This is a genomic window from Ensifer sp. D2-11, from assembly GCF_054161295.1.
Window position 1 is genome coordinate 285,713 of sequence record NZ_CP096433.1, and the last position, 23,929, is coordinate 309,641.

A 23,929-nucleotide genomic window follows, 5' to 3' on the forward strand; every position below is an offset into this window, starting at 1 on the left:
GCCCAGATGCCCCATGCCGTCCTCGATACGGCCCGAAATTTTCTCCGATCCTTTATCACGCCCCGCAGGATCCTGGTTGCCGTCTCCGGTGGCAGCGACTCGATGGGGCTGCTTGTAGCCCTGCATTCGGCGATCGCCGCAGATGAGCGCCGCGGATTTTCCCTTGCCGCCTGCACTGTCGACCATGCGCTGAGGCCGCAGTCGGCTCGCGAAGCCGAAGATGTGGCGGCCTTTTGTGCTGCGCTCGGCATTGCCCACCGTATCTGCCGCTGGGAGGGCCCGAAGCCGTCGACCGGCATCCAGGCGGCGGCTCGAAACAAGCGCTACGAATTGCTGGCTGAGGCCGCCGACGCGCTCGGCGCCGATTGCATCGCGACCGGCCATACCCGCGACGACCAGCAGGAGACCGTCGCCATGCGCATTGCCCGCGGCAAGGGTGATGGTGCCGGAGACGGGCAGGGCGAGGGGCATGGCGGCGCCGGCATGGCCGCGTCCATGTTATACGGACGGCGGATCTGGGTGTTGCGGCCGTTTCTCGGCTTGGCGCGCGCCGAGATCCGCAGCTTTCTCCAGGCACGCGGCGTCTCCTGGATCGACGATCCGAGCAATGCAAACCCCGCCTTCGAGCGGGTCCGGGTGCGTGCCCGTATAGCGACATCCGGAGGGATGCCGACGCCCTTGGGCAACGGGCGCCAGCGCGCCGCCTCTTCCGCCAGAGCCGCCGCCCTGATCGAGAAGCGTATCCGCGTTCACGAGGCGCTCGTCGCGGAGGTCTCGGCGCGGCATGCCGGGGAGATCGACGATCCGGACTGGCGCCGTGCGCTCCTGACGGTCGCGTCGGTTCTCGGCGGGCGCGAGCACATGCCCGCTCTCGCCACGGTGCAGCGGCTTTCGCAGTTCCTGCGATCGGGTGAGCCTGGCCGCATGACGGCGGGACGGGTCGTCTTCGACCGGCGAGCAAGCGGTCTCTATCTCTATCGAGAGGCGCGCAACCTGCCGGTGCTCGCCGTTGGACCGGGCCGGCAGGGCACTTGGGATGGGCGGTTCACGGTAAAGAGCCGCGGGCCGGCGGTTACGGTCGCCGCGGACGCTTCGGCGAGGTTGTGGACCCAGAGGCTTATTGACGCAGGGCTGCCGGCGGGGATTGCCAAGCGCGGATCCACGGTGGCACCAGAAATCGCGTCGACGGACGGCGCGGGGCTCGCCTTCGGCGAGGCTCCGGCGCAAGTCGAGTACCACATCGGGCTTTACGACACCTTTTTGCCGGGTTTCGACAGGATCATGGCGGATGCGGTCGCCGTGTCGTTTGGGCGTGATCGATACCCCGCGCCGCCGGTGCACGATGTTTTGATAGAAATGGAAACGTAACCGGCGGTTTTCCTTGGCAAGGTCACCCCGGACACCTATGTTAGGGACAAGAATACAGTCCGGCAAATGCGCGGGCTGCGCCAGGTTCCGGGGAGTTCGATGAACCCTAATTTTCGAAATTTTGCCCTTTGGGCAATCATAGCGCTTCTCCTGATAGCGCTATTCAGCATGTTCCAGCAGCCGACCGAACGAGCAGGCTCGCGTGAAATTCCATTCTCGCAGTTCCTCAAGGACGTCGACGCGAGCCGCGTGAAGGACGTGGTGATCACCGGTTCGAAGGTGATCGGCAGCTACACCGAGAGCGGGGCGACCTTCCAGACCTATGCGCCCGCCGTCGACACGGCGCTGACGGAGCGGCTGGAAGCCAAGGACGTCACGGTCACGGTTCGGCCGGAGACGGACGGCTCGTCGGGCTTCCTCAGCTATATCGGAACGCTGTTGCCGATGCTCCTGATCCTCGGCGTCTGGCTGTTCTTCATGCGGCAGATGCAAGGCGGCTCGCGCGGCGCGATGGGTTTCGGAAAGTCCAAGGCAAAGCTTTTGACGGAAGCGCATGGCCGCGTGACCTTCGACGACGTCGCTGGTGTCGACGAGGCCAAGCAGGACCTGGAGGAAATCGTCGAATTCCTGCGCGACCCGCAGAAGTTCCAGCGTCTCGGTGGCCGCATCCCGCGCGGCGTGCTGCTGGTCGGACCGCCCGGCACCGGTAAGACGCTGCTTGCCCGCTCGGTGGCCGGTGAGGCGAACGTGCCCTTCTTCACGATCTCGGGTTCGGACTTCGTCGAAATGTTCGTCGGTGTCGGCGCATCGCGCGTCCGCGACATGTTCGAGCAGGCGAAGAAGAACGCGCCCTGCATCATCTTCATCGACGAAATCGATGCGGTTGGCCGTCATCGCGGCGCCGGTCTTGGCGGCGGCAACGACGAGCGCGAGCAGACGCTGAACCAGCTGCTGGTCGAGATGGACGGCTTCGAGGCGAACGAGGGCATCATCCTCATCGCCGCGACGAACCGGCCGGACGTGCTCGACCCGGCGCTGCTGCGTCCGGGCCGCTTCGACCGCCAGGTCGTCGTGCCGAACCCGGACATCAACGGCCGCGAGCGGATCCTGAAGGTGCATGTCCGCAACGTGCCGCTCGCACCGAACGTGGACCTCAAGGTGCTGGCGCGCGGCACGCCGGGCTTCTCGGGCGCCGATCTCATGAATCTCGTCAACGAGTCGGCGCTGATGGCGGCGCGGCGCAACAAGCGTCTCGTTACCATGCAGGAGTTCGAGGACGCCAAGGACAAGATCATGATGGGCGCCGAGCGCCGCTCCTCGGCCATGACCGAAGCCGAGAAGAAGCTGACCGCCTATCACGAGGCGGGCCATGCGATCCTTGCGCTCAACGTCCCCTCGGCCGATCCCTTGCACAAGGCGACGATCATTCCCCGGGGCCGTGCGCTCGGCATGGTGATGCAGTTGCCCGAGGGCGACCGCTACTCGATGAGCTACAAGTGGATGATCTCGCGTCTCGCCATCATGATGGGCGGACGCGTTGCCGAGGAACTGACCTTCGGCAAGGAGAACATCACCTCGGGCGCATCCTCCGATATCGAGCAGGCGACGAAGCTTGCCCGGGCGATGGTGACGCAGTGGGGCTTCTCCGACCAGCTCGGACAGGTCGCCTATGGCGAGAATCAGCAGGAGGTTTTCCTCGGCCATTCCGTCGCGCAGCAGAAGAACGTTTCGGAATCGACCGCGCAGAAAATCGACAACGAAATCCGCCGGCTGATCGACGAGGCCTATGAGACGGCACGCCGCATCCTCGTCGAAAAGAACCATGAATTCGTGGCTCTCGCGGAAGGCTTGCTCGAATACGAGACGCTGACCGGCGACGAGATCAAGGCTCTGATCCGCGGCGAGAAGCCGGCGCGCGATCTTGGGGACGATACACCGCCGCACCGCGGCTCCGCAGTGCCTTCGGCCGGTACGAAGAAGGAAGCCGGCACGAAGGGCGAGGAGCCTGAAGGCGGGTTCGAACCGCAGCCGCAATAGGTTCCTACACATGCGCAAATCAAATGCCGCCGCTCCGGAAGGGGCGGCGGCATTTTTGGATGCTCACGGTTTCAATGAAGCAGTGGTGCGCGCTGGTTTTGCGTTCATGCTTCAGGCGACCCGGCCGAAGCGTTGAAAGATCCAGTTGTAACGCGCTGTAATGATTTCTGATGTTATGATCGGTGCCGTATATTGCGGTTTTATGGCAAATATGGCGCAGATCTGCAGGCGGGGTCGCGGAACTATGAAAAACAATAGCGGAACACGCAGGCAGACGCGGCCGGCACAAGAGACGATGCCGAAGCAGGACAACGGAGTTTTTATGAAGCGCAGATATTTCGGCACCGACGGCATTCGCGGCCAGTCCAATATATTTCCGATGACGCCGGACCTCGCCATGCGGGTCGGCATTGCAGTGGGAACCATTTTCAGAAACGGCGCTCACCGACACCGGGTGGTGATCGGCAAGGATACGCGCCTCTCCGGCTATATGCTCGAGAACGCGATGGTCGCGGGCTTCACGGCGGCGGGGCTCGACGTCTTTCTGCTCGGCCCGATCCCGACGCCAGGCGTTGCCATGCTGACGCGGTCGCTGAGGGCCGATATCGGCGTGATGATCTCCGCCTCGCACAATGCGTTTCGCGACAACGGCATCAAGCTCTTCGGACCCGACGGCTACAAGCTTTCGGATGACATCGAGCAAAAGATCGAGGACCTGCTGGAGCAGGACATGTCCGGGCAGCTCGCCAAGCCGGAGGATATCGGCCGGGCCAAGCGCGTCGACGGTGACATCTACCGTTATATCGAGCAGGCCAAGCGGACGCTGCCGCGCGACGTCACGCTGAAAGGTCTCCGGATCGCCATCGACTGCGCAAACGGTGCCGCCTACAAGGTCGCGCCCTCCGCCCTTTGGGAACTCGGCGCCGAAGTCGTTACGATCGGGACCGAACCGAACGGCGTCAACATCAACCTCGAGTGCGGATCGACGCATCCGGCGGCGCTTCAGAAGAAGGTGCACGAGGTGAGGGCGGATATCGGCATCGCGCTCGACGGAGACGCCGACCGTGTTCTGATCATCGACGAGGAGGGGGCGGTCATCGACGGGGACCAGCTCATGGCGGTCATCGCCGACAGCTGGGCGGCAGACGGCATGCTCAAGGGCGGCGGCATTGCCGCGACCGTCATGTCGAATCTCGGCCTCGAACGCTACCTTCAGGCGCGCCGGCTCAAGCTTCACCGCACGAAGGTGGGCGACCGCTACGTCGTCGAGCAGATGCGTCAGGACGGCCTGAACGTCGGTGGCGAACAATCGGGCCATATCGTGCTTTCCGATTTCGGCACGACCGGCGACGGCCTCGTCGCGGCGCTGCAGATCCTCGCGGTCGTCAAGCGCCAGGGCAAGACTGTGAGCGAAATCTGCCGTCGTTTCGAGCCGGTGCCGCAGGTCCTGAAGAACGTTCGCGTGTCGGCCGGCAAGCCCCTGGAGGATGCCGCCGTGCAGCAGGCGATCGCTGAAGCAGAGGCGCAGCTCGCCAAGAACGGGCGGCTGCTCATCCGGCCCTCCGGCACCGAACCGCTGATCCGCGTCATGGCGGAAGGCGACGACCGCGGTCAGGTCGAGCGCATCGTCGACGAACTCGTAAACGTGATCGGCGGCGTGCGCAACGCTGCCTGAAGAAGTAGCCTTTGCCCCTCATCCGGCCTGGCGGCCACCTTCTCCCCGCGCGCGGGGCGAAGGGACAAGGGGCCTGCCCTCGTACGCCATCGCCTCCCGGTGTCAGGGAGTGAAACCGTTGCCACGAGTCACCTTCTCCCCGCGCGCGGGGAGAAGGTGCCGGCAGGCGGATGAGGGGCAACTATTGTTGGCTACGACGACCGAATACTGCCGGCAGTTAATATTCAAGGTAAATTTTTGTAGTTAATCAGGGATTAACCATTCCCCTTCATTATGCGTCGAAGCATACGGAACCGCTGCGACTATGATCCGTCAGCCGTTCAAGAATACTCTAATGTATTGGGGTTGGGGCATGAAGAAGATTTTTAGGGGCGTTGCTGCGGCTCTGCTGAGCGGCACGCCGGTATATGCAGCGGACGTCTATCAGCCGCCCGTGGAGGCGCCGTTCGTCGAGCAGCCTGTGGAGGTGGTCGAAGCCAGCGGCTGGTATTTGCGCGGTGACGTCGGCTATGCGTGGAACGATTTGCGCGGGGCCCACTATTTCCAGGGCTCGAACAGCAACCTGGTCGATTTCGACCGCGCCGATGTGGATGATTCCTACGTCCTTGGCGGCGGTGTCGGATACCAGATCAACAGCTATCTGCGTGCCGACGTCACGCTCGATTATCTCGGCGAGTCCGACTTCAACGGTTCTACCAGCGGCGGTTGCGGGGTTGCCGTCAATTGCGTCTCGAACGATGTCGCATCGATGTCCGCCTGGAGCCTGCTCGCCAATGCCTATGTGGACCTCGGGACCTACGGCGCCTTCACGCCCTATGTCGGTGCCGGTATCGGTGGCACCCGGGTAAAGTGGGGAACGCTGCGCAACACGAGTTGCGACGTCACGGATCCGAGCAACTGCGACCCGACGATCGAGCACAAGGGCGAAAGCGATTGGCGCTTCACCTATGCGCTGATGGCCGGTACCTCCGTAGATCTCACCTGCAATCTCAAGGCCGATGTCGGCTACCGCTTCCGCCATATCAACGGCGGCAACATGTTCGGCTACAATCTCAACAGCGGCCCGGCCTACGACAAGGACATCTATGTGCACGAGGCGCGCGCCGGCTTGCGCTATTCCTTCGGCAACAATTGCGAAGCGGCCTATGTGCCGCCGGCCGAGCCGATCGTATACAAGTGATCCGAGCTAGACCTAGACTGCGGAGTTTCGAAGGGCCGTCCCATGGGGCGGCCCTTCCGTTTTGTCGCCCTTTCCACATTCCTAAGAGACATGGTTAACCCATAGTTAACCCGTGCCTGCAATAGTTAACGCGAATGGTCAGCTTCATGCTGCAGCGCTTTGCGTCCCCATATGCGCAAGCCCGCAGCTTGGCCGAGCGAAAGGGCATGGCATGGATTGGCGACGGGGATTTTGCAGCATGGCGTTCTGCGCCGGCCTGTTGGCGCCGTTCTCCGCACAGGCCGCCGACGAAGAACTGCTCGACGCGCCCGAGATCACGATTTCGCCGGAAGCGACCGGCGGCGGCCGCATTTATCTGCGTGGCGACATCGGCTACGCGGCCTGGCTGGACGAGGGCGATCCCTTCTACCGCTCCTTTGGCGGCACGGGAGAAGTTTCCTTCGACAACGCACGCTTCGACAAGCCGCCCTCCGCCACGATCGGTCTCGGCTATCAATTCACCGACGTCATTCGTGCCGACCTGACGGCCGAATATTTCGAGGGCCGCTTCGACGGGTCGTCGCTGTCCGCCAGTCCGTGCGCGGGCGAGGGCGCTGGGACAAGGTGTGCCCTTTCCCACAGCGCCAATTTTTCCGCGCTCGGCCTGATGGCAAACGGTTATCTCGATCTGGCGACGCTTGCCGGTTTCACGCCGTATCTCGGTGCCGGTATCGGAGCGACCCGGATCGACTGGAAAACGACCCATGAAACCTCGACTTGCGTCGGGGCAGGCGGGGCCTGCTCCGGGGCGGCGGGCGGTGCTTCCTACGGCGGGCGGGACAGCTGGCGCTTTACCTATGCCCTCATGGCGGGTGTCTCCTACGATGTCACGGATCGGCTGAAGTTCGATGCGGGCTATCGCTATTCGCAAATCGCGGATGGCGACATGTTTGGCTCCGGGGGCGCGAAGGGTCATGACGACGGACTCTCACGCCATGAGTTCCGCGTCGGCCTGCGTTTCGCGCTTTGGTGATGCAGAGCGGGTTTGCTCGAAACGGCAAAAGTTTCTTCAATCGCGACGCGACCGCTTGACTTCCTCTCCGAGCCGCAATATTTCCGGCGGCGGGACACCCCTCCCCAACGAGGGGCTTCTATCTGAGAGGATAGCATATGACGAAGCCTGCCAAGCCGGCCATGCGCCCGGCCAATACTCATTTTTCTTCTGGTCCTTGCGCCAAGCGTCCCGGTTGGACGCTCGAAGCTCTCTCCGATGCCCCGCTCGGTCGCTCGCACCGTGCCAAGATCGGAAAGAGGAAGCTCAAGCAAGCGATCGACCTTACCCGCGAAATTCTCGAAGTTCCGGCCGACTACCGTATCGGTATCGTCCCCGCTTCGGATACCGGTGCCGTTGAAATGGCGCTCTGGTCGCTGCTCGGCGCCCGCGGCGTCGACATGCTGGCCTGGGAGAGCTTTGGTGCCGGCTGGGTGACCGACGTCGTCAAGCAGTTGAAGCTCTCCGACGTACGCCGCCTCGAAGCCGATTACGGCGAGCTCCCGGACCTGTCCAAGGTCGATTTCGACCGCGACGTAGTCTTCACCTGGAACGGCACGACCTCCGGCGTGCGTGTCCCGAATGCCGATTTCATTCCCGCGGATCGCAAGGGCCTGACCATCTGCGATGCGACCTCCGCCGCCTTCGCGCAGGCGCTCGATTTCGCCAAGCTCGACGTCGTGACTTTCTCCTGGCAGAAGGTGCTCGGTGGAGAGGGCGCCCATGGCGTGCTGATCCTCAGCCCCCGCGCCGTCGAACGGCTGGAGACCTATGTCCCCGCCTGGCCGCTGCCGAAGATCTTCCGCATGACCAAGGGCGGCAAGCTGATCGAAGGTATCTTCACCGGCGAGACGATCAATACGCCGTCCATGCTCTGCGTCGAGGACTATATCGACGCGCTTCTCTGGGCGAAGTCGGTCGGTGGCCTCGAAGGTCTGGTGGCCCGCGCCGATGCCAATGCCGAGGTCATTCACCGTTTCGTTGCAGCCAATGACTGGATCGCCAACCTCGCGGTGAAGCCCGAAACCCGCTCCAATACGTCGGTCTGCCTGAAGATCGCCGACAATGATGTGTCGGCGCTCGACGCGGACGCACAGGCCGCCTTCGCCAAGGGCGTCGTGGCCCTCCTCGAGAAGGAAGGCGTCGCATTCGACATCGGCCACTATCGCGATGCGCCGTCCGGGCTTCGCATATGGGCGGGCGCGACGATCGAGACGTCCGACATGGAAGCGCTGATGCCGTGGCTTGCCTGGGCTTTCGAGACCCAGAAGGCGACGCTTTCGCAGGCTGCCGCCTGATCCGATGCGATCCGCTTCGCTCTCCCTGAGGGCGAAGCCTAATCCCCAATGGTTCAGACCTGTTTTTTCAAGGAGGCCTTCATGGCACCTCGCGTTCTCGTATCCGATGAACTGTCGGAAACCGCTGTCCAGATATTCCGCGACCATGGCGTGGAAGTGGATTTCCAGCCGAAGCTTGGCAAGGACAAGGAGAAGCTTGCCGAGATCATCGGCAATTACGACGGCCTCGCCATCCGCTCAGCCACCAAGGTGACCGAAAAGCTGATCGCCGCCGCGACCAATCTCAAGGTCGTCGGCCGCGCCGGCATCGGCGTCGACAATGTCGACATTCCCGCCGCTTCGCGCCGCGGCATCATCGTCATGAACACGCCCTTCGGCAACTCGATCACCACCGCCGAGCATGCGATCGCCTTGATGTTCGCCGTTGCCCGCCAGCTTCCCGCTGCCGACGGCTCGACCCAGGCCGGCAAGTGGGAAAAGTCGAAGTTCATGGGTGTCGAGATCACCGGCAAGGTGCTCGGCGTCATCGGCGCCGGCAATATCGGCTCGATCGTCTGCGCCCGCGCGATCGGTCTCAAGATGCACGTCATCGCCTATGATCCGTTCCTGTCGAAGGAGCGGGCGGAGGAAATGGGGGTCGTCAAGGTCGAGCTCGATGAACTCCTCGCCCAGGCAGACTTCATCAGCCTGCACGTGCCGCTGACGGACAAGACCCGCAACATCCTGAACGCGGAGGCGATCGCGAAGGCCAAGCCGGGCGTGCGTATCATCAACTGCGCCCGCGGCGGTCTCGTCGATGAAAAGGCGCTTGCCGAGGCCCTCAGGGCCGGCCACGTCGCCGGCGCAGGCTTCGACGTCTTCGAGGTCGAGCCCGCCACCGAGAGCCCGCTCTTCGGCCTGCCGAACGTCGTCTGCACCCCGCATCTCGGCGCATCGACCACCGAGGCGCAGGAGAACGTCGCTCTGCAGGTCGCCGAGCAGATGTCGGAGTATCTCGTTAAGGGTGCGGTCACCAACGCCATCAACATGCCGTCGATCACGGCGGAAGAGGCGCCGATCCTAAAGCCCTTCATCCGGCTCGCGGACGTTCTCGGCGCCTTTGTCGGGCAGGTCACCGAAAGTGCGATCAAGGAGATCGAGATACTCTACGACGGCTCGACCGCGGCGATGAACACCAAGGCGCTGACGAGCGCGGCGCTCGCCGGCCTGATCCGCCCGCAGGTGGCCGACGTCAACATGGTTTCGGCGCCGGTCATGGTCAAGGAAAAGGGTGTGATCCTTTCCGAGGTCAAGCGCGACAAGACCGGCGTCTTCGACGGCTACATCAAGTTGACTGTAAAGACGGCGAACCAGACCCGCTCGGTCGCAGGTACCGTCTTCTCCGACGGCAAGCCGCGCTTCATCCAGATCAAGGGCATCAATCTCGATGCGGATGTCGGCAATCACATGGTCTACATCACCAACACCGACGTTCCCGGCATGATCGGCTTCATCGGATCGACCCTCGGCGACGCGGGCGTCAACATCGCCAACTTCCAGCTCGGCCGTGAGAAACAGGGCGGCGATGCAATCGCGCTGCTTTACGTCGATGGCCCGGTTTCGGAGATCGTGCTCGACAAGCTGCGGGCGAACGAAGCGATCCGCCAGGCAAAGCCGCTGGTGTTCAATATCGACTGAGCACGGTCGCCCCCCTCATCCGGCCTGCCGGCACCTTTCCCCATCGTGTGGGGAGAAGGGGCCGGCAGGCGGATGAGGGGCGGGTTACTACAGCGCGGCGCGATTTCTCACGCGCGCGAACATGCGAGCCTTTATGTCACCGCGGCAGCTTCGGCCGGCCGCGTTCGGCGATGGCGATGCCGCCGAGGACGAGTGCCAACGCCGCGAGATGAAACGGGTGAAATATCTCGCCGACCAGAAGGACGGAGAGAAGGGTCCCGAACACCGGAATGGCGTTGATGAACAGACCGGCACGGTTGGCGCCGATCATCTCGACGCCGCGAACATAGAGAACCTGCGACATCAGCGAGGGGAAGATCGCCGCATAGATCACGATCGCCCAGCCGGTCGCATCCGGCATGATCGCCGTGCCTTTCCCCATCTCCCACAAGAGGAGCGGTATGGCGCTCAGCAGCGCCCCGAAGGCCGGGGCGGCTATGAAGCTCTGCCAATGCATCGCCGGTTTCCACCGCAGCGCAACCGTATATGCGGCATAGACGATGCAGGCGAGGATCATCAGCGCGTCGCCGAAATTGAAGCTCAGGCGCATGAGGCTCGCGAGATCGCCATGGGCGGCGGTAATGAGCACGCCGATCAATGTGACGGTAAAGCCGATGACCTGGGCGAGCGACGCCTTCATCTTGAAAAGCGCGAAATTGAAGATGAAGATCAGCATCGGAATGCCGGCCTGAAGGATGACGGCATTGATGGCGCTGGTGTATTGCACCGCGGAATACAGGAACGCATTGAACATGGTGAAGCCGACGGCGCCATAGGCAAGCAGCTGCAGCCAGTGCTGGCGGATCTTTTGCCAGTCGCGGCGGATCTGCGGCGTCATCAGGACCAGGATGACCGCAAGCGCGAGCAACCAGCGCAAGGTCGTCAGCATCATCGGGCTGACGTGCCCGACGGCCATCTTGCCCGCTACCGAATTGCCGCCCCAAAAGAGCGCGGTAATACCGAGATAGAAATAGGCCCTGGCGTTCACGATGATACGGTCCGTGCGGGATGGAGGAGGATTGCCGGAATGGCACGAGAGTTCGAGATATAGGCGTTAAATCCGCGGTTTGTCATTCAAAAAGGACTGACCACCGCTCATAACGGGGTCGCTTTCCGAAAGACAACACAGTATAGATGCGCGGGTTTGAGAACAGCGCACCGTCCGCATGCGCGCGTGAACAGGAAGAGAATTATGACGAATGTCGTGGTGGTCGGATCCCAGTGGGGCGACGAAGGCAAAGGCAAGATCGTGGATTGGCTCTCGGAGCGCGCCGACATCGTGGTGCGCTTCCAGGGTGGCCACAATGCCGGCCACACGCTGGTGATCGACGGCGTCAGCTACAAGCTGTCGCTGCTGCCTTCGGGTGTCGTCCGTCCCGGCAAGCTCGCCGTCATCGGCAATGGCGTGGTGATCGACCCCCATGCATTGCTCGCCGAGATCGACAAGCTTGCGGCCCAGGGCGTCAAGGTCACGCCCGAGAACCTGCGCATCGCCGACAATGCCACGCTCATTCTCTCGCTCCACCGCGAGCTCGACGGCATACGCGAGGATGCGGCTTCCAACAGCGGCACGAAGATCGGCACGACCCGCCGCGGCATCGGTCCGGCCTACGAGGACAAGGTCGGCCGCCGCGCGATCCGCGTCATGGATCTCGCCGATCTCGACACCCTTCCGGCCAAGGTCGATCGGCTGCTGACGCATCACAACGCGTTGCGCCGCGGCCTCGGCGAGGCGGAAATCAGCCATCAGGCGATCATGGACGAGCTGTCGTCGGTTGCCGAGCGCGTGCTGCCGTTCATGGACACGATCTGGCTGCTCCTGGACCGGGAGCGCCGCAAGGGCGCACGGATCCTTTTCGAAGGCGCGCAGGGCACGCTGCTGGATATCGATCACGGCACCTATCCCTTCGTGACCTCGTCGAACACGGTCGCCGGTCAGGCCGCCGCCGGCTCGGGCATGGGCCCCGGTTCGCTCGGCTATATCCTCGGCATCACCAAGGCCTATACGACGCGCGTCGGCGAGGGGCCGTTCCCGACCGAACTCGACGATGAAATCGGCCGCTTCCTGGGAGAGCGCGGCCATGAATTCGGGACGGTGACGGGTCGCAAGCGCCGCTGCGGCTGGTTCGATGCTGCGCTGGTGCGCCAGTCGGTCGCCGCCAACGGCATCACGGGCATAGCGCTCACCAAGCTCGATGTGCTCGACGGGCTGGATGAGTTGAAGATTTGCGTCGGCTATACTCTGGATGGACAGCAGATCGATCATCTTCCCGCAAGTCAGGCACAGCAAGCTTCGGCAAAGCCGGTCTATATCACGCTCGAGGGATGGAAAGAATCGACGGTGGGTGCCCGCAGTTGGGCCGATCTTCCGGCGCAGGCGATCAAGTATGTTCGCCAGGTCGAGGAACTGATCGGCGCGCCGGTCGCGCTACTTTCGACCAGCCCGGAACGGGACGACACGATACTTGTGACGGACCCTTTTGAGGACTAGTGTCGGCGCAGGGAAAGCGGCGACGCGGCAATTGCCGCGGGTCTCGAAATTGAGAAAGTACTGATGGCGGATTTTGTTGCAGTTATTCGCAGGACGGTCGACGGCCTGTCGGAAAACACACTGGAAATGCGAGGCAGGGTCTACGAGAAGGCGCGCGGTGCCGTACGCCGTCAGCTCGAGAGCATGAATCCAAGGCCCTCGGACGACATGATCAACCGCCAGCTCAACAAGCTGGAACAGGCAATCTCCGAGGTTGAAAGCGAACACGCCGAAGCCCTGCCGCCGGTCGAGGAGACCGAAGCTATCGAGCCGGATACGCTCGAAGCACCGCCGAGCGACGAGGCCGCCACACCGGTAACACAGGAGGCGGAGCCCGAGGGACTGCCGGCCGCATCCGTCGAAGCGGAACAGACCGCTCCAACTCCGGTCGAAGAGCCTGCTTCGGACGCCGCCCCCGAAGAGCCTGAAGATCTGGTGCAAGCGGCCCCCGATGAGGAGCCGCCTGCACCGGTTGCCGAGGCGCCCACGGTCGACACGCGCGAAGAGGCACCGCTTCACGAAGAGGAGCCGGTCGACGCTGCCCCGGCCGTTCCGCAATGGGATGAGCCGGCCGAGGAACAGCAGCCGGCCGCCGAGGCCGATGCGCAGCAGGAACATCCGGCCGACGTGACGGCCCCCGGGCCCGATTCGCAGGATGTCAGCCGCGATGAGGCTGAGATCGCAACGCATCCGGCCGAGCCGGCGCCGGTGGAGGTCCAGGCCGAGGATGTGCCGGACAGGCCGGGACCATCCGAGTGGGCCTTGCCCGAATGGGAGGATACCACCCCCCCGGCACGGCCGAGCGAGACCCCGGCCGAGCCGGAAGACCATAGGCAGGACGAGACATCGCCGGCCGAGCCTGAACGGCTTGGCATACATCCGGTCGAGCCGGAAAAGGCGGAAACGCAGCAGCAGGGCGGCGAGGCCGACGCAGCGCGCTCCTGGTCATTCGACGACAGCGACCCCTTTGCCCAAGGAACCGAAGGCAAGAAGGACCGGCCGGCCGACGAGCCGGAAATTTCCGAATGGTCGTGGCCCGTCGAGAAGGCTCCGGCGGCCGCGAACCAGGAAGAGCGTGCCGGCACGGCCTGGGACCATGTCGATGATCTGCTCGGTTTTGACGACGACGGGCGAACGGCGAATGGTCCGACGAGCAACAAGGACAAAGACAGCAGCCTTGCCGCGCCGCCGGCGGTCCCTGCTCGCCCCACTTCCTATCGCACCACGCCCAAGCCCAGCCGGTTCAGCATCAAGCGCCTGTCGATCGGCGCGGCGGTCGTGCTTCTCCTCGGCGCCGGCGGCTACGCCTACTGGCAGAACAGAGAGGCGGGCAATGCCTGGCTCACGGGCATGGTCGCGAAGCTCATGCCGGGTGATCCCGCCGAGGCACCGGCACCGGCGACGCCCGGTAGCGAGGCCGAGCCGGCGAACCGACCGGCCGAACAGTCCGGCATCGAGGAAAATGCAGCGCTTTCGGATGCTGCATCCACCAAGTTCACTCAGCGGCTGCTTGCCGATGGAACGGAAATGGACGAGGGACCTGCCGTCGCGAACGAGACGGCAGCTTCTCAGGAAGGCAAATCCGTCGCCGCACGGACGCATGCGGTAGAGCCGCCGAACGCCAATGCCGGCGTGCAGCAGGCGGCAGCGGATCAGACAGCCTCGCCGGTGCCCGGCCAGGCCGCCAGCGAGGCAGCGCAGCCCGAGGTTTCCGTCGCCGATGGCGAGAAGATGTTCCTCTATGAAGAGAGGCTCGGCCAGTCCTCACCGACCGCGATCCCCGGCACCGTTGCCTGGTCGATCAAGGAGGAATCGCCCGGCGGCGATGCCAAGCCCGAGCCCGCGATCCAGGCGCAGATCACGGTTCCCGATCGTGGCCTCACGGCACTGATGACCATCAAGCGCAATGCCGATCCGTCCTTGCCCGCAAGTCACGTGATCGAGTTCGTGTTTTCGCTGCCCGAGAGCTTCGAGGGCGGCGCCATCGACGGCGTCCAGCGCGTTTCGATGAAGCGAACCGAGCAGGACCGCGGCGATCCGCTGATCGCAGTCCCGGCGAAGATCACCGACGATTTCCACATGATCGCGCTCAACGATTTTGCCGAAGCGGTCAGCAACAACACCGAGCTTCTGCGCAGCCGCAGCTGGATCGATATCCCCATCACCTATCGCAACGGCCGCCGCGCGCTCCTCACCTTGGAGAAGGGGCAGGGCGGAGCGGACGCCTTCAACAAGGCCTTGCAGGCATGGGGCAGTCCCGGCAGCACAGCTTCCAGCGGGCAGTAGAGCACTTCCTGGAAAAGTGGGTAACGGTTTTCCGTCCGGTAGTGCGTGGTTTCAGAGCACATGAAGACATGAAAAAATCCCGGCTGGGTGTCCAGCCGGGATTTTCGTTTGTCGAGAAAGTGGTCCTTTAAGCGCCTTCAACCACGCGCAGCGCACTGGCTCGTTCCAGCGCAGCCTTGCGCACGGCCTCCTGCACCTTTTCGAAGGCACGAACCTCGATCTGCCGCACGCGCTCGCGGCTGATGTCGAACTCGGTCGAAAGATCCTCCAGCGTTATCGGTTCCTCGGTGAGGCGGCGGGCCTCGAAGATCCGGCGCTCACGATCGTTCAGAACCTTCATGGCATTGGCCAGCAGTGCGCGGCGGCTCTCGAGCTCGTCCTGTTCGATCAGGATTTGTTCCTGATTGTCGTGATCGTCCACCAGCCAATCCTGCCACTGGCCGGAATCGCCTTCGCTCGCCTTGATCGGCGCGTTGAGCGAAGCGTCGCCCGAAAGGCGACGGTTCATCGAGACGACCTCTTCCTCACTGACCTTCAGGGTCGTGGCGATCTCCTTCACCTGTTCCGGCTTGAGATCGCCTTCATCGAGCGCCTGGATGCGGCCTTTCAGCCGTCTCAGGTTGAAGAACAGGCGTTTCTGGTTGGCCGTCGTGCCCATTTTGACCAGAGACCACGAACGCAGGATATATTCTTGGATGGCAGCCTTGATCCACCACATGGCGTAGGTCGCGAGGCGGAAGCCGCGATCGGGCTCGAACTTCTTGACCGCCTGCATCAGGCCGACATTGCCTTCGGAAATGACTTCGCCGATCGGCAGACCGTAGCCGCGATAACCCATCGCGATCTTGGCGACGAGGCGAAGATGGCTCGTTACGAGCTTGTGCGCGGCCTTGCGGTCGTCATGCTCCTGATACCGCTTGGCGAGCATGTACTCTTCCTGCGGCTCGAGCATGGGAAATTTGCGAATCTCGTCGAGATAGCGGTTGAGACCGCCCTCTCCAGCAGCAATGGTCGGCAAGGTATTGCGGGCCATGAAGCACCCCCTTTGTGCGTCGCCGGCCTCCGGGACGGCAGGCCGGGCCTGTGGGTCTTCATCCAAGACCCCACGAGGCTAATAGATAAGTGCGGCGAAAGCATGATTCAAGGAATCCAGTTTCACGCTGTCGTGAAACTGGAGAAAGAAATCGGCGAGTTGAAACGCCTATAAGATTGGAATCTTCACACGCAAATTCAAGGGGCTCCGGCCCGCAGCGCCGCGATCAATTCCTGCATATCCGCCGGCACGGGCGTTTCGAAATGCATGGTCTCGCCGGTTGCGGGGTGTTCGAATTGCAGCATGAAGGCGTGCAGGGCCTGTCGCGGAAAGCGATTGACGGCGGCCCTGGCCGGTTCCGGCAGCAGATTGGCCTTGGTGCGGAAGGCCGCGCCGTAATCCGGATCGCCGATGAGCGGATGACCGATATGGGCCATGTGCACGCGGATCTGGTGCGTACGCCCGGTCTCCAGATGGCACTCGACGGTGGAGGCGAGAGAGGTGCCGTCCGGTTTCTCGTGATAGCGCTCGACCACCTCGTAATGCGTGATCGCCTCGCGTGCATCGTCGCTGTCTTCGCGTTTGACGGCCCGTTTCGTCCGGTCGCCGGCCCGCCCCAGCGGCGCGTCGATCTTGCCCTTCAATTGGCGCGGCCGGCCCCAGACCACGGCGCGATAGGCGCGCTCGAGCGGCCCGTTGCGGCCATGGTCGGCGAACTGATCCGAAAGGTGGCGGTGTGCGGCATCGTTCTTCGCGACCACCATGACGCCGCTCGTGTCCTTGTCGAGGCGATGCACGATACCGGGGCGCTTGACGCCGCCGATGCCGGAAAGGCTGTCGCCGCAATGGTGGATGAGCGCGTTGACGAGGGTTCCCGTCCAATTGCCGGCGCCCGGATGCACGACCAGACCGGCCGGCTTGACCAGTACGATCAGGTCGGCATCCTCGTAAAGCACGTCGAGCGGGATCGCCTCACCCTTGGGTTCGGGATCCTCCGGCTCCGGCAGGGCAATCCGGAAGGAGTCGCCGGGATGAACCTTTCGCTTCGGTTCGGTGACGGTCGCGCCGTTGATCGAGACGGCTCCTTGCTCGATCAGGCCCTTGATGCGATTGCGGGAAAACTCGCCCTCAAGCGCTTCCGTCAGGAAGGCGTCGAGACGCCCGGCCGCGTCATCGCCTGCCGTCAGGACTTTCCTATTGCCGGGCGCTTGTTTAAAGGGATCGTTCATTCCGTTCCAATTCCGATAGAAAGCCGACCATGACCGCAATCGAGCCTGAAGAACAGGAAGACAAGCCGCTTGACCCCGCGATGGAGAACGTCCGTCGCAAGATGGTGCGCCTGCAACTCGTCTCGGCCGGCGTGATGCTGGTGATGCTTATGGCCGTCCTCGGGGCGATTGTCTACAAGCTGACCCGCACGGACGGAAGCGCCGAGGCGGCGCAGCCGGCCCTGAGCGTGCCCGGCGATGCGCCGGTGAGCGCCATTGCGGCGCTGCCGGCCGGCTTCTCGGTGAGCAATGTGGCGCTTTCCGGCTCGCAGCTCGTCTTCTACGGCAGTTTGCCCGGTGCGGAGCCGCGTGCGATCGTTTTCGACATCAGGGCTGGCCGCATCGTCGCCGACGTCACGGTCAGGACCAACTGACGACATGACTGAGCCTCTCCTTCGCATCGACGACCCGGCGGACCCGCGCATAGCCGGGTTCCTGTCGATCAAGGAGCGCGATCTGACGGGACGGCAGGGCCGCTTCATCGCCGAGGGGACCGTGGTGCTCAGGATGCTTGCGGCTTCGCATCGCGAAGGGCGCGGCATCGCAGCCGAGGCAATCCTGCTCCTCGAGAGCCGGGTCGCCGGCGTCGCGGAGCTGCTCGCGCAGTTTCCGCCGGACGTTCCGGTCTATGTGGCCGCCAGCCGCGTCTTCGACGCGATCGCCGGGTTCAACATGCATCGCGGCGTGCTGGCGCTCGGCCGGCGCGATGCCGCGCCGGGCCGCGATGCGCTGATTGCAGGCTTACCGCAGTCGAGCCTCGTGCTCGCCGCCTGCGGCATATCGAACCACGACAATATGGGATCGCTCTTTCGCAACGCTGCGGCCTTCGGGGTCGATGCGGTGCTGATGGATTCGACGAGCTGCGATCCGATGTACCGCAAGGCAATCCGCGTATCCGTCGGGTCGGTGCTGACGCTGCCCTTCGCGCGCGAGGGTACGGCGGCGGAGCTGATCGAACGTCTTCAGACGGCAGGTTTCGTCGTCTGGGGTTTGTCCCCGCGCGGCACCGCCGACATCAACGCAATCCCGCCGGCGCCGCGCACCGCATTGCTTGTCGGCACCGAAGGCGAGGGACTGCCCGAAACGATCCTTTCGCAAATCCGCACGGCCCGCATCCGGCAGCGGCCCGGCCTGGACAGCCTCAACGTGGCGATGGCGGCGGGCATAGCGCTGCATCAGGTTGCAAGCATCAACGGCAGGATTTGAGCGCAACGGCGAGCGTTCAGGCAAGATGGGTGCGGATGCTGCCCCTCATCCCGCTGCCGCGACCTTCTCCCCGCCATGCGGGGAGAAGGGGCCAGCCGCAGGCTTGAAAGCTGATCTCCAGGGAGGACAATCCAGGCGAGACATCGCCGCTTGTGCCTTCGCCCCGCTTGCGGGGAGAAGGTGCCGGCAGGCGGATGAGGGGCATGCCGCCTTCGGCAGGCGCCCTGATCTCATTCGGGCTCCAGCATCTCCTTCACCCGCCGCGCCAGGCTCCTTCGGCCTGCCTGCCCTTCGGCATCCTCGCCGGCAAGAAGGCCGTGGATGGGCGAGGTGTCGCCCTCGCGCGTCGCCGTCAGGGTGACCATGCCAGCCGCGATTTCGGCCATCTCCCCGCGGAGCGCCTCGTCGTGAGCAGCCGATTTGGAACCGACAAGGCGTTCGGAGAGCGCTGTCGCCCGGTTTCTGAGATCGTCGGAAAGCGCGGTCGTGTCGAGGCCATCCGTCGCGGCGTCGTGCCCGTCCGCATGCTTCGAACGCTTCGCACCGCGCGTTTTGACCTGCGACCTCAAACGGGCGATCTCTGCCGCGCGCTGTTCGAGGGCACTTTCGCGGTCGGCATTGGCCGCCGTTTCGCGGGCGAGCCGGTTTTCGAGTTGATGCATGCGTGCCTCGTCTCCGGTGAGGCGCAGCTCCATTTCCCCGGCGCGGGCGGTTTCTGCCTTCAGGTTGGCGCGCAAAGTCTCGCGCTCGTCATGCATCGCTCTCATCCGGCTCTTCAAGTGCTCGATTTCGGTGTCGCGCGCCGCAAGGTCTATCTTGAGGCCGTCGAGGTCCGCGCTCTGCTTGTCGATCCGGCTCTGCAGCGAGCGCACGGTCTCGGAATTCGCACCGTTCTCTCGTGCCGAGCTTTTGGCAGCCGCCTCCATGCTTTCCAGGCGTTGTTCCAGTTGACGGATGGCAGAGCGCATGGTGGCCGCCTCGACGTTCATATCCGCCAGCTGCGCCTGAAGTTCGGTGTTTTCGCTCACCAGATGGCGCGTGTCCCTCAGGGTCCTTTCATGCTGAACCATCAGCGCGACAGCCTTGTCGCGCTCGCGGCGCAGCGCCTGAAGCGTCTTGGCGTTTTCGACGGCATAAGTCGCGCGCGCCGCATCCCTTTGCGCGCGCACTTCCTGCGGGCTCAGAGGCATCGTTGCCTTCAGCCTGTCCTCCGCAAAGCGCACGATGCGCCTTTGGATGGCAGGTGCGACGAGAAGGCCGATGACGACCGCCGTCAGGAAGCCCAGGGCAAAGAGGAGCGCATATTCAATCACGTGCGGGCCGTTTCAGTGTGGACCGGGTCTGCAGCAGGCAGTCATTCGCGTTCATGCAGTAAGCATGATGCAGGAAATGCTGCAACAATTACCGCAAGCTTGCACGTCTTTTCGAAGGGCAGTTCATCGGCGCCGTGCCGCGGGCGCCTCAGAAGGGGTTCCAGGTCGGCTGCTGCGTCAGCTTGAGATAGCCGACATTGATACCGAGCCTCGCGCCGATGCCGGTGCGGATCGGCACCACCACGACATGTTCGTCCGTCAGCACCGTCATGCCGACGCCGGCGACCACGTAAGCCGAACCCGAGACGCCGCCGAAGCGCTTGTAAAGAGCCGGGACGCTCGGCAGATTGTAGACGAGCATCATGGCGCGGCTGCCCTGGCCGCCCCAGTCGAGCCCGAGTGACGGGCCCTGCCAGAAGACGCTGTGCTGCCCCACATTCTTGGTATGGAGCTCGCCCTCGCCATAGGTGACGCCGGCGATGAAGGCACCGGATCCTTCCTGACCGAGGATATAGCCGTTCGGCAGGCCATAGCGCTCGAAGGCGCGCTCGACGACCTTGGCAAGGCCCCCGGACGTTTCGCCGAAGAAACCATGACCGGCGTCGACGATCTCCTGCATCGTGTACTGGCTTGAGTTTTGCGATTGCGCCTGCGCGCCGGAGGTGCCGGCGATCAGGGTGCCGGCCACCAGGGCCATCATGGTCACAATAGCGCGGACAGCCATCAGGGTGGTCTTCATCATCGGCTGCATCGTTTCCTCCGTCGGGGCGCGAAAGCGGCTCGCGCGCCGGCCGTCATGACCGGCTCTTCCATCGGCTGCGCCGTCGGTGCCGGCACGGGCCATTTTCACAAGCATGCGCGCGGGACGCACTAGCATTTGGAACGAGTGCACCTTATCGGCTTCCAGGAACCCACCTGAAATCGGGGTGCTCCGACAATTTGAACGGATCATCTTAACAATCGGTTTACCAAATGTGATGTCATTATGGCTTATCGACATATGGCACGACCGCCCGCCTCATGATCTTACTCACGACCGTGCGGGAGCTGCGTCGGGCTTATGCGCGCCCGGCGCCGCGACAGCCCGTGATCCGGTTTGAAGCGAGCAAGGAAGAATGATGGCAAAGAATCCGAATCTGACGTTGACGGGACACGATCTGGCCGCGCTGCTGTGCAGCCGCGTCTGCCACGACATCATCTCGCCGGTCGGCGCCATCAACAACGGTCTCGAACTCCTCGACGAGGGCGGCGCCGATGCGGACGCGATGGACCTGATTCGCACCAGCGCGCTCAATGCCTCGGTACGGCTGAAATTCGCGCGCCTTGCCTTCGGGGCCTCGGGCTCGGTCGGTGCCTCGATCGACACCGGCGAGGCCGAGAAGGCCGCCAAGGATTTTGCCGCTTCGGAGAAGAAGACCGAGGTCAACTGGAACGGACCGCGCGCGATCATCGCCAAGAACCGCGTCAAGCTGCTCCTGAACCTGTTCCTGATCGCTTACGGCTCGATCCCGCGTGGCGGCGTCATCGACATCACTCTGGAAAATCCAGAGTTCGACGCGATATTCACCCTCAATGCCAAGGGTCGGATGATGCGCGTGCCGCCCAAGCTGGTGGAGCTCATCTCCGGCACGCCGGAGGAGGCGGTCGACGCACATTCGATCCAGCCCTATTACACGGTGCTCCTGGCGGAAGAGGCCGGTATGGCGATCGACGTCGTATCGACCGGCGAAGCGATCGTCTTCACCGCTCGCGTCGTAGCGCCCGAAACGGTGAGCGCCTGAGGCGGAACCAAGCGCGGCTTTCGGCAAATCTGGCCGATTTCCATCGTCTCATTGCTCCGGTGACGGGAGGACCCATGCGCCCTCCCGTATGCTTCACGACCGCATCCCTCCGACCGACCGGAAGCGTCGGCGGTTTTCAGCGCGGCGGGTGATGCCGCGTCACCGCGGTAACTGTTTCTTTGCCAAATCCGTATAGGATTGCTTCATGGAGATGGTTTCGCGTGTGGCGGAGCGGGAAGGAGATGGACGTGCGGCGCTTGATGATTGCTGACGGATCGGATGTTGTGCGTAAGGTCGGGAAGCGTATCCTGTCGGGAATGGGATTCCTGGTTTCCGAGGCGCCGAGCAGCCTTGAAGCGCTGGTGCGATGCGAGGCCGAACTGCCGAACATCCTGATCGTCGATGCGGGCCTGGACGGTGCGCTCGACCTGATCGGCAATATCCGTCGCCTGCCTGAGGGCGCTTCGGTGCGGATCTATTACTGTGTCGTCCAGGCGGATCTCAAGAAGATGATGGCCGGCAAGCGGGCCGGTGCCGACGATTTCCTGCTGAAACCGTTCGACCGCAAGATCCTGACGAGTGTTTTCGCCGGTCAGTCGATGGCGGCCTGAAACAGAGCCGGTCCTATGGGGTCACGCGGGGCTTACCCAAGCGCTCACCTGCACCATCTTCCGATAGGGCAAGGCTTTCTCTCTTGATTCCTCATTCCTGTGCTCGTCACAGGAATCCAGCCAGGCCAAGTCCTCGGGCTGAAAAGACCCTCCCGCGCCGCAGACGCAGCGCTGCTGGATTCCTGTGATACGCACAGGAATGAGGCAGAGAGAAAAAATGTATCCGCCACCAATCGCTGCTATGCGGCGTCACGTGCTTGCTGTGACCGGTCAATATGCGTCGGCAACAAAAAACCCGCCCTGACTAGGCGGGTTCGGCTGCGATTCGGGCGAGGCGGCAGATGCGGGTATGTCGCCTACGGGAATGCCGGAAATCAGGCGGTTTCCAGGTAGTCGCTGCCTTCCGGTTCGCGCAGCACGTAGCCGCGGCCCCAGACGGTTTCGATGTAGTTGGCGCCGCCGGCGGCATTGGCGAGTTTCTTGCGCAGCTTACAGATGAAGACGTCGATGATCTTCAGCTCCGGCTCGTCCATGCCGCCATAAAGGTGGTTCAGGAACATTTCCTTGGTGAGCGTCGTGCCCTTGCGCAGCGAGAGCAGCTCCAGCATCTGGTATTCCTTGCCCGTCAGATGCACGCGCTGGCCGCCGACTTCCACGGTCTTGGCGTCCAGGTTGACGATCAGCTCGCCCGTCGAGATGACCGACTGGGCATGGCCCTTGGAGCGGCGCACGATCGCGTGGATCCGGGCCACCAGCTCGTCCTTGTGGAAAGGCTTGGTCATATAGTCGTCGGCGCCGAAGCCGAGGCCGCGCACCTTGTCCTCGATACCCGCCATGCCCGAAAGGATGAGAATCGGTGTTTTGACCTTCGACAGACGCAGCGTTCTGAGAACTTCGTAACCGGACATGTCCGGCAGGTTCAGGTCGAGGAGAATGATGTCGTAGTCGTAAAGCTTGCCGAGATCGACGCCTTCTTCCCCGAGATCTGTGGTGTAGACGTTGAAACTTTCGGACTTAAGCATGAGCTCGATGCTCTGAGCCGTCGCGCTGTCGTCTTCGATCAGTAGAACCCGCATAGTCTTCCCCTTTTCCGCCGCCCAAGGTTGTCGTGGCATCCTTACGCGATACGGATCCAGTCGTTGCCTGATTTGGAGGCTGCCACCAAATGGTTAACAAATTCTGATTCACTCTGGCAAGGTGTATCGAAAATGTTAAATATTTTTAGCAGTCTCCTGATTCAAAACGTAAATCTGAAATTGCGCTCCTCATGCGATACATGAGGGAATGCCGTTAACTGACTCTTCCGACTCGTAAATGCGCGAAAGTCCACATTTCATGCATCAGCATTTACGGAGCCTTAAATCATCGCACCTATGATTAACGATGCCCGTAAACGAAAGGTTACCAGCGGTAGGCATTTGTTAAGGCCGCGGTCGATTTTTGTTTCCGGCTCGGTTGGGCCGGCACAACGGGCCGCAGATCACGGGGATTCCGGGCGAACCGGCTTCTCTAGTGGTCGATTAGAAGGAGTTAGAGCGGGATGCGGGCGGAGATCTCCTTCACAGCTTTCCCTTATCCCGCTCGGGAACAGTAACCG

The 23,929-nt window shown here is 63.1% G+C and carries 20 protein-coding genes; 14 read left to right on the forward strand and 6 right to left on the reverse strand.

What is annotated here, in order from left to right; genetic code table 11:
* Positions 1–6 precede the first annotated feature (6 nt).
* The 8 genes from tilS (at position 7) to serA (ending at position 10,265) form a co-directional block, all read left to right on the forward strand.
* Positions 7–1,368: a tRNA lysidine(34) synthetase TilS gene (tilS, locus tag M1D34_RS01290; RefSeq protein WP_498780301.1), complete on the forward strand. Its 1,362-nt coding sequence runs from the start codon at positions 7–9 to the stop codon at positions 1,366–1,368.
* Between the two features lie 99 nt (positions 1,369–1,467).
* Positions 1,468–3,405 carry an ATP-dependent zinc metalloprotease FtsH gene (ftsH, locus tag M1D34_RS01295; protein ID WP_003527585.1) on the forward strand — a complete coding sequence of 646 codons (1,938 nt, stop codon included), beginning with the start codon at positions 1,468–1,470 and terminating at the stop codon, positions 3,403–3,405.
* 10 nt (positions 3,406–3,415) lie between these two features.
* Complete coding sequence (locus M1D34_RS01300; protein WP_003527584.1) at positions 3,416–3,541, forward strand: hypothetical protein; 126 nt, start codon at positions 3,416–3,418, stop codon at positions 3,539–3,541.
* Positions 3,542–3,727: 186 nt separating this feature from the next.
* The gene (gene glmM, locus M1D34_RS01305) at positions 3,728–5,080 is read left to right on the forward strand and encodes a phosphoglucosamine mutase (RefSeq protein ID WP_498780304.1); all 1,353 of its coding nucleotides are present in this window, start codon (positions 3,728–3,730) and stop codon (positions 5,078–5,080) included.
* Positions 5,081–5,384: 304 nt separating this feature from the next.
* Positions 5,385–6,260 carry an outer membrane protein gene (locus M1D34_RS01310; protein WP_013844837.1) on the forward strand — a complete coding sequence of 292 codons (876 nt, stop codon included), beginning with the start codon at positions 5,385–5,387 and terminating at the stop codon, positions 6,258–6,260.
* Between the two features lie 211 nt (positions 6,261–6,471).
* Positions 6,472–7,272: an outer membrane protein gene (locus tag M1D34_RS01315; protein WP_498780306.1), complete on the forward strand. Its 801-nt coding sequence runs from the start codon at positions 6,472–6,474 to the stop codon at positions 7,270–7,272.
* Between the two features lie 137 nt (positions 7,273–7,409).
* A complete protein-coding gene (locus M1D34_RS01320; RefSeq protein WP_498780308.1) occupies positions 7,410–8,588 on the forward strand; it encodes a phosphoserine transaminase in 1,179 nt (392 codons plus the stop codon).
* Between the two features lie 81 nt (positions 8,589–8,669).
* Positions 8,670–10,265, forward strand: a complete 1,596-nt coding sequence (gene serA / locus M1D34_RS01325) for a phosphoglycerate dehydrogenase (RefSeq protein WP_107608365.1) — start codon at positions 8,670–8,672, stop codon at positions 10,263–10,265.
* Between the two features lie 136 nt (positions 10,266–10,401).
* On the opposite strand, the gene M1D34_RS01330 is transcribed toward serA, so the two are convergent.
* Positions 10,402–11,292, reverse strand: coding sequence for a DMT family transporter (locus tag M1D34_RS01330; RefSeq protein ID WP_003527571.1), 891 nt, complete (start codon positions 11,290–11,292; stop codon positions 10,402–10,404).
* Between the two features lie 204 nt (positions 11,293–11,496).
* Here M1D34_RS01330 and M1D34_RS01335 point away from each other — a divergent pair, with 204 nt between their 5' ends.
* Entirely contained in the window at positions 11,497–12,795 is a 1,299-nt protein-coding gene (locus M1D34_RS01335) for an adenylosuccinate synthase (RefSeq protein WP_003527570.1), read from the forward strand.
* 63 nt (positions 12,796–12,858) lie between these two features.
* On the forward strand, positions 12,859–15,120 hold the full coding sequence (locus M1D34_RS01340; protein WP_498780311.1) for a hypothetical protein: 2,262 nt from the start codon (positions 12,859–12,861) through the stop codon (positions 15,118–15,120).
* Between the two features lie 127 nt (positions 15,121–15,247).
* Here M1D34_RS01340 and rpoH read toward each other — a convergent pair whose 3' ends face one another.
* Complete coding sequence (rpoH, locus tag M1D34_RS01345; RefSeq protein WP_003527567.1) at positions 15,248–16,153, reverse strand: RNA polymerase sigma factor RpoH; 906 nt, start codon at positions 16,151–16,153, stop codon at positions 15,248–15,250.
* A 197-nt stretch (positions 16,154–16,350) separates the two neighbouring features.
* Entirely contained in the window at positions 16,351–17,382 is a 1,032-nt protein-coding gene (locus tag M1D34_RS01350; RefSeq protein WP_498780313.1) for an RluA family pseudouridine synthase, read from the reverse strand.
* A gap of 29 nt (positions 17,383–17,411) precedes the next feature.
* Here M1D34_RS01350 and M1D34_RS01355 point away from each other — a divergent pair, with 29 nt between their 5' ends.
* Positions 17,412–17,795: a hypothetical protein gene (locus M1D34_RS01355; RefSeq protein WP_003527564.1), complete on the forward strand. Its 384-nt coding sequence runs from the start codon at positions 17,412–17,414 to the stop codon at positions 17,793–17,795.
* A gap of 4 nt (positions 17,796–17,799) precedes the next feature.
* Positions 17,800–18,627 carry a TrmH family RNA methyltransferase gene (locus tag M1D34_RS01360; protein ID WP_498780315.1) on the forward strand — a complete coding sequence of 276 codons (828 nt, stop codon included), beginning with the start codon at positions 17,800–17,802 and terminating at the stop codon, positions 18,625–18,627.
* Between the two features lie 230 nt (positions 18,628–18,857).
* Here M1D34_RS01360 and M1D34_RS01365 read toward each other — a convergent pair whose 3' ends face one another.
* Together M1D34_RS01365 and M1D34_RS01370 are read right to left on the reverse strand one after the other, a co-directional pair.
* Positions 18,858–19,940, reverse strand: coding sequence for a hypothetical protein (locus tag M1D34_RS01365; protein ID WP_498780317.1), 1,083 nt, complete (start codon positions 19,938–19,940; stop codon positions 18,858–18,860).
* Between the two features lie 148 nt (positions 19,941–20,088).
* Positions 20,089–20,691 carry a DUF1134 domain-containing protein gene (locus M1D34_RS01370; RefSeq protein WP_010970153.1) on the reverse strand — a complete coding sequence of 201 codons (603 nt, stop codon included), beginning with the start codon at positions 20,689–20,691 and terminating at the stop codon, positions 20,089–20,091.
* 367 nt (positions 20,692–21,058) lie between these two features.
* On the opposite strand from M1D34_RS01370, the gene chpT reads away from it, so the two are divergent.
* Positions 21,059–21,721, forward strand: coding sequence for a histidine phosphotransferase ChpT (chpT, locus tag M1D34_RS01375; protein ID WP_003527560.1), 663 nt, complete (start codon positions 21,059–21,061; stop codon positions 21,719–21,721).
* 242 nt (positions 21,722–21,963) lie between these two features.
* Positions 21,964–22,332, forward strand: coding sequence for a response regulator (locus tag M1D34_RS01380; protein WP_010970151.1), 369 nt, complete (start codon positions 21,964–21,966; stop codon positions 22,330–22,332).
* Positions 22,333–22,706: 374 nt separating this feature from the next.
* Here M1D34_RS01380 and ctrA read toward each other — a convergent pair whose 3' ends face one another.
* The gene (ctrA, locus tag M1D34_RS01385; protein WP_003527557.1) at positions 22,707–23,408 is read right to left on the reverse strand and encodes a response regulator transcription factor CtrA; all 702 of its coding nucleotides are present in this window, start codon (positions 23,406–23,408) and stop codon (positions 22,707–22,709) included.
* Between the last annotated feature and the right edge of the window lie 521 nt (positions 23,409–23,929).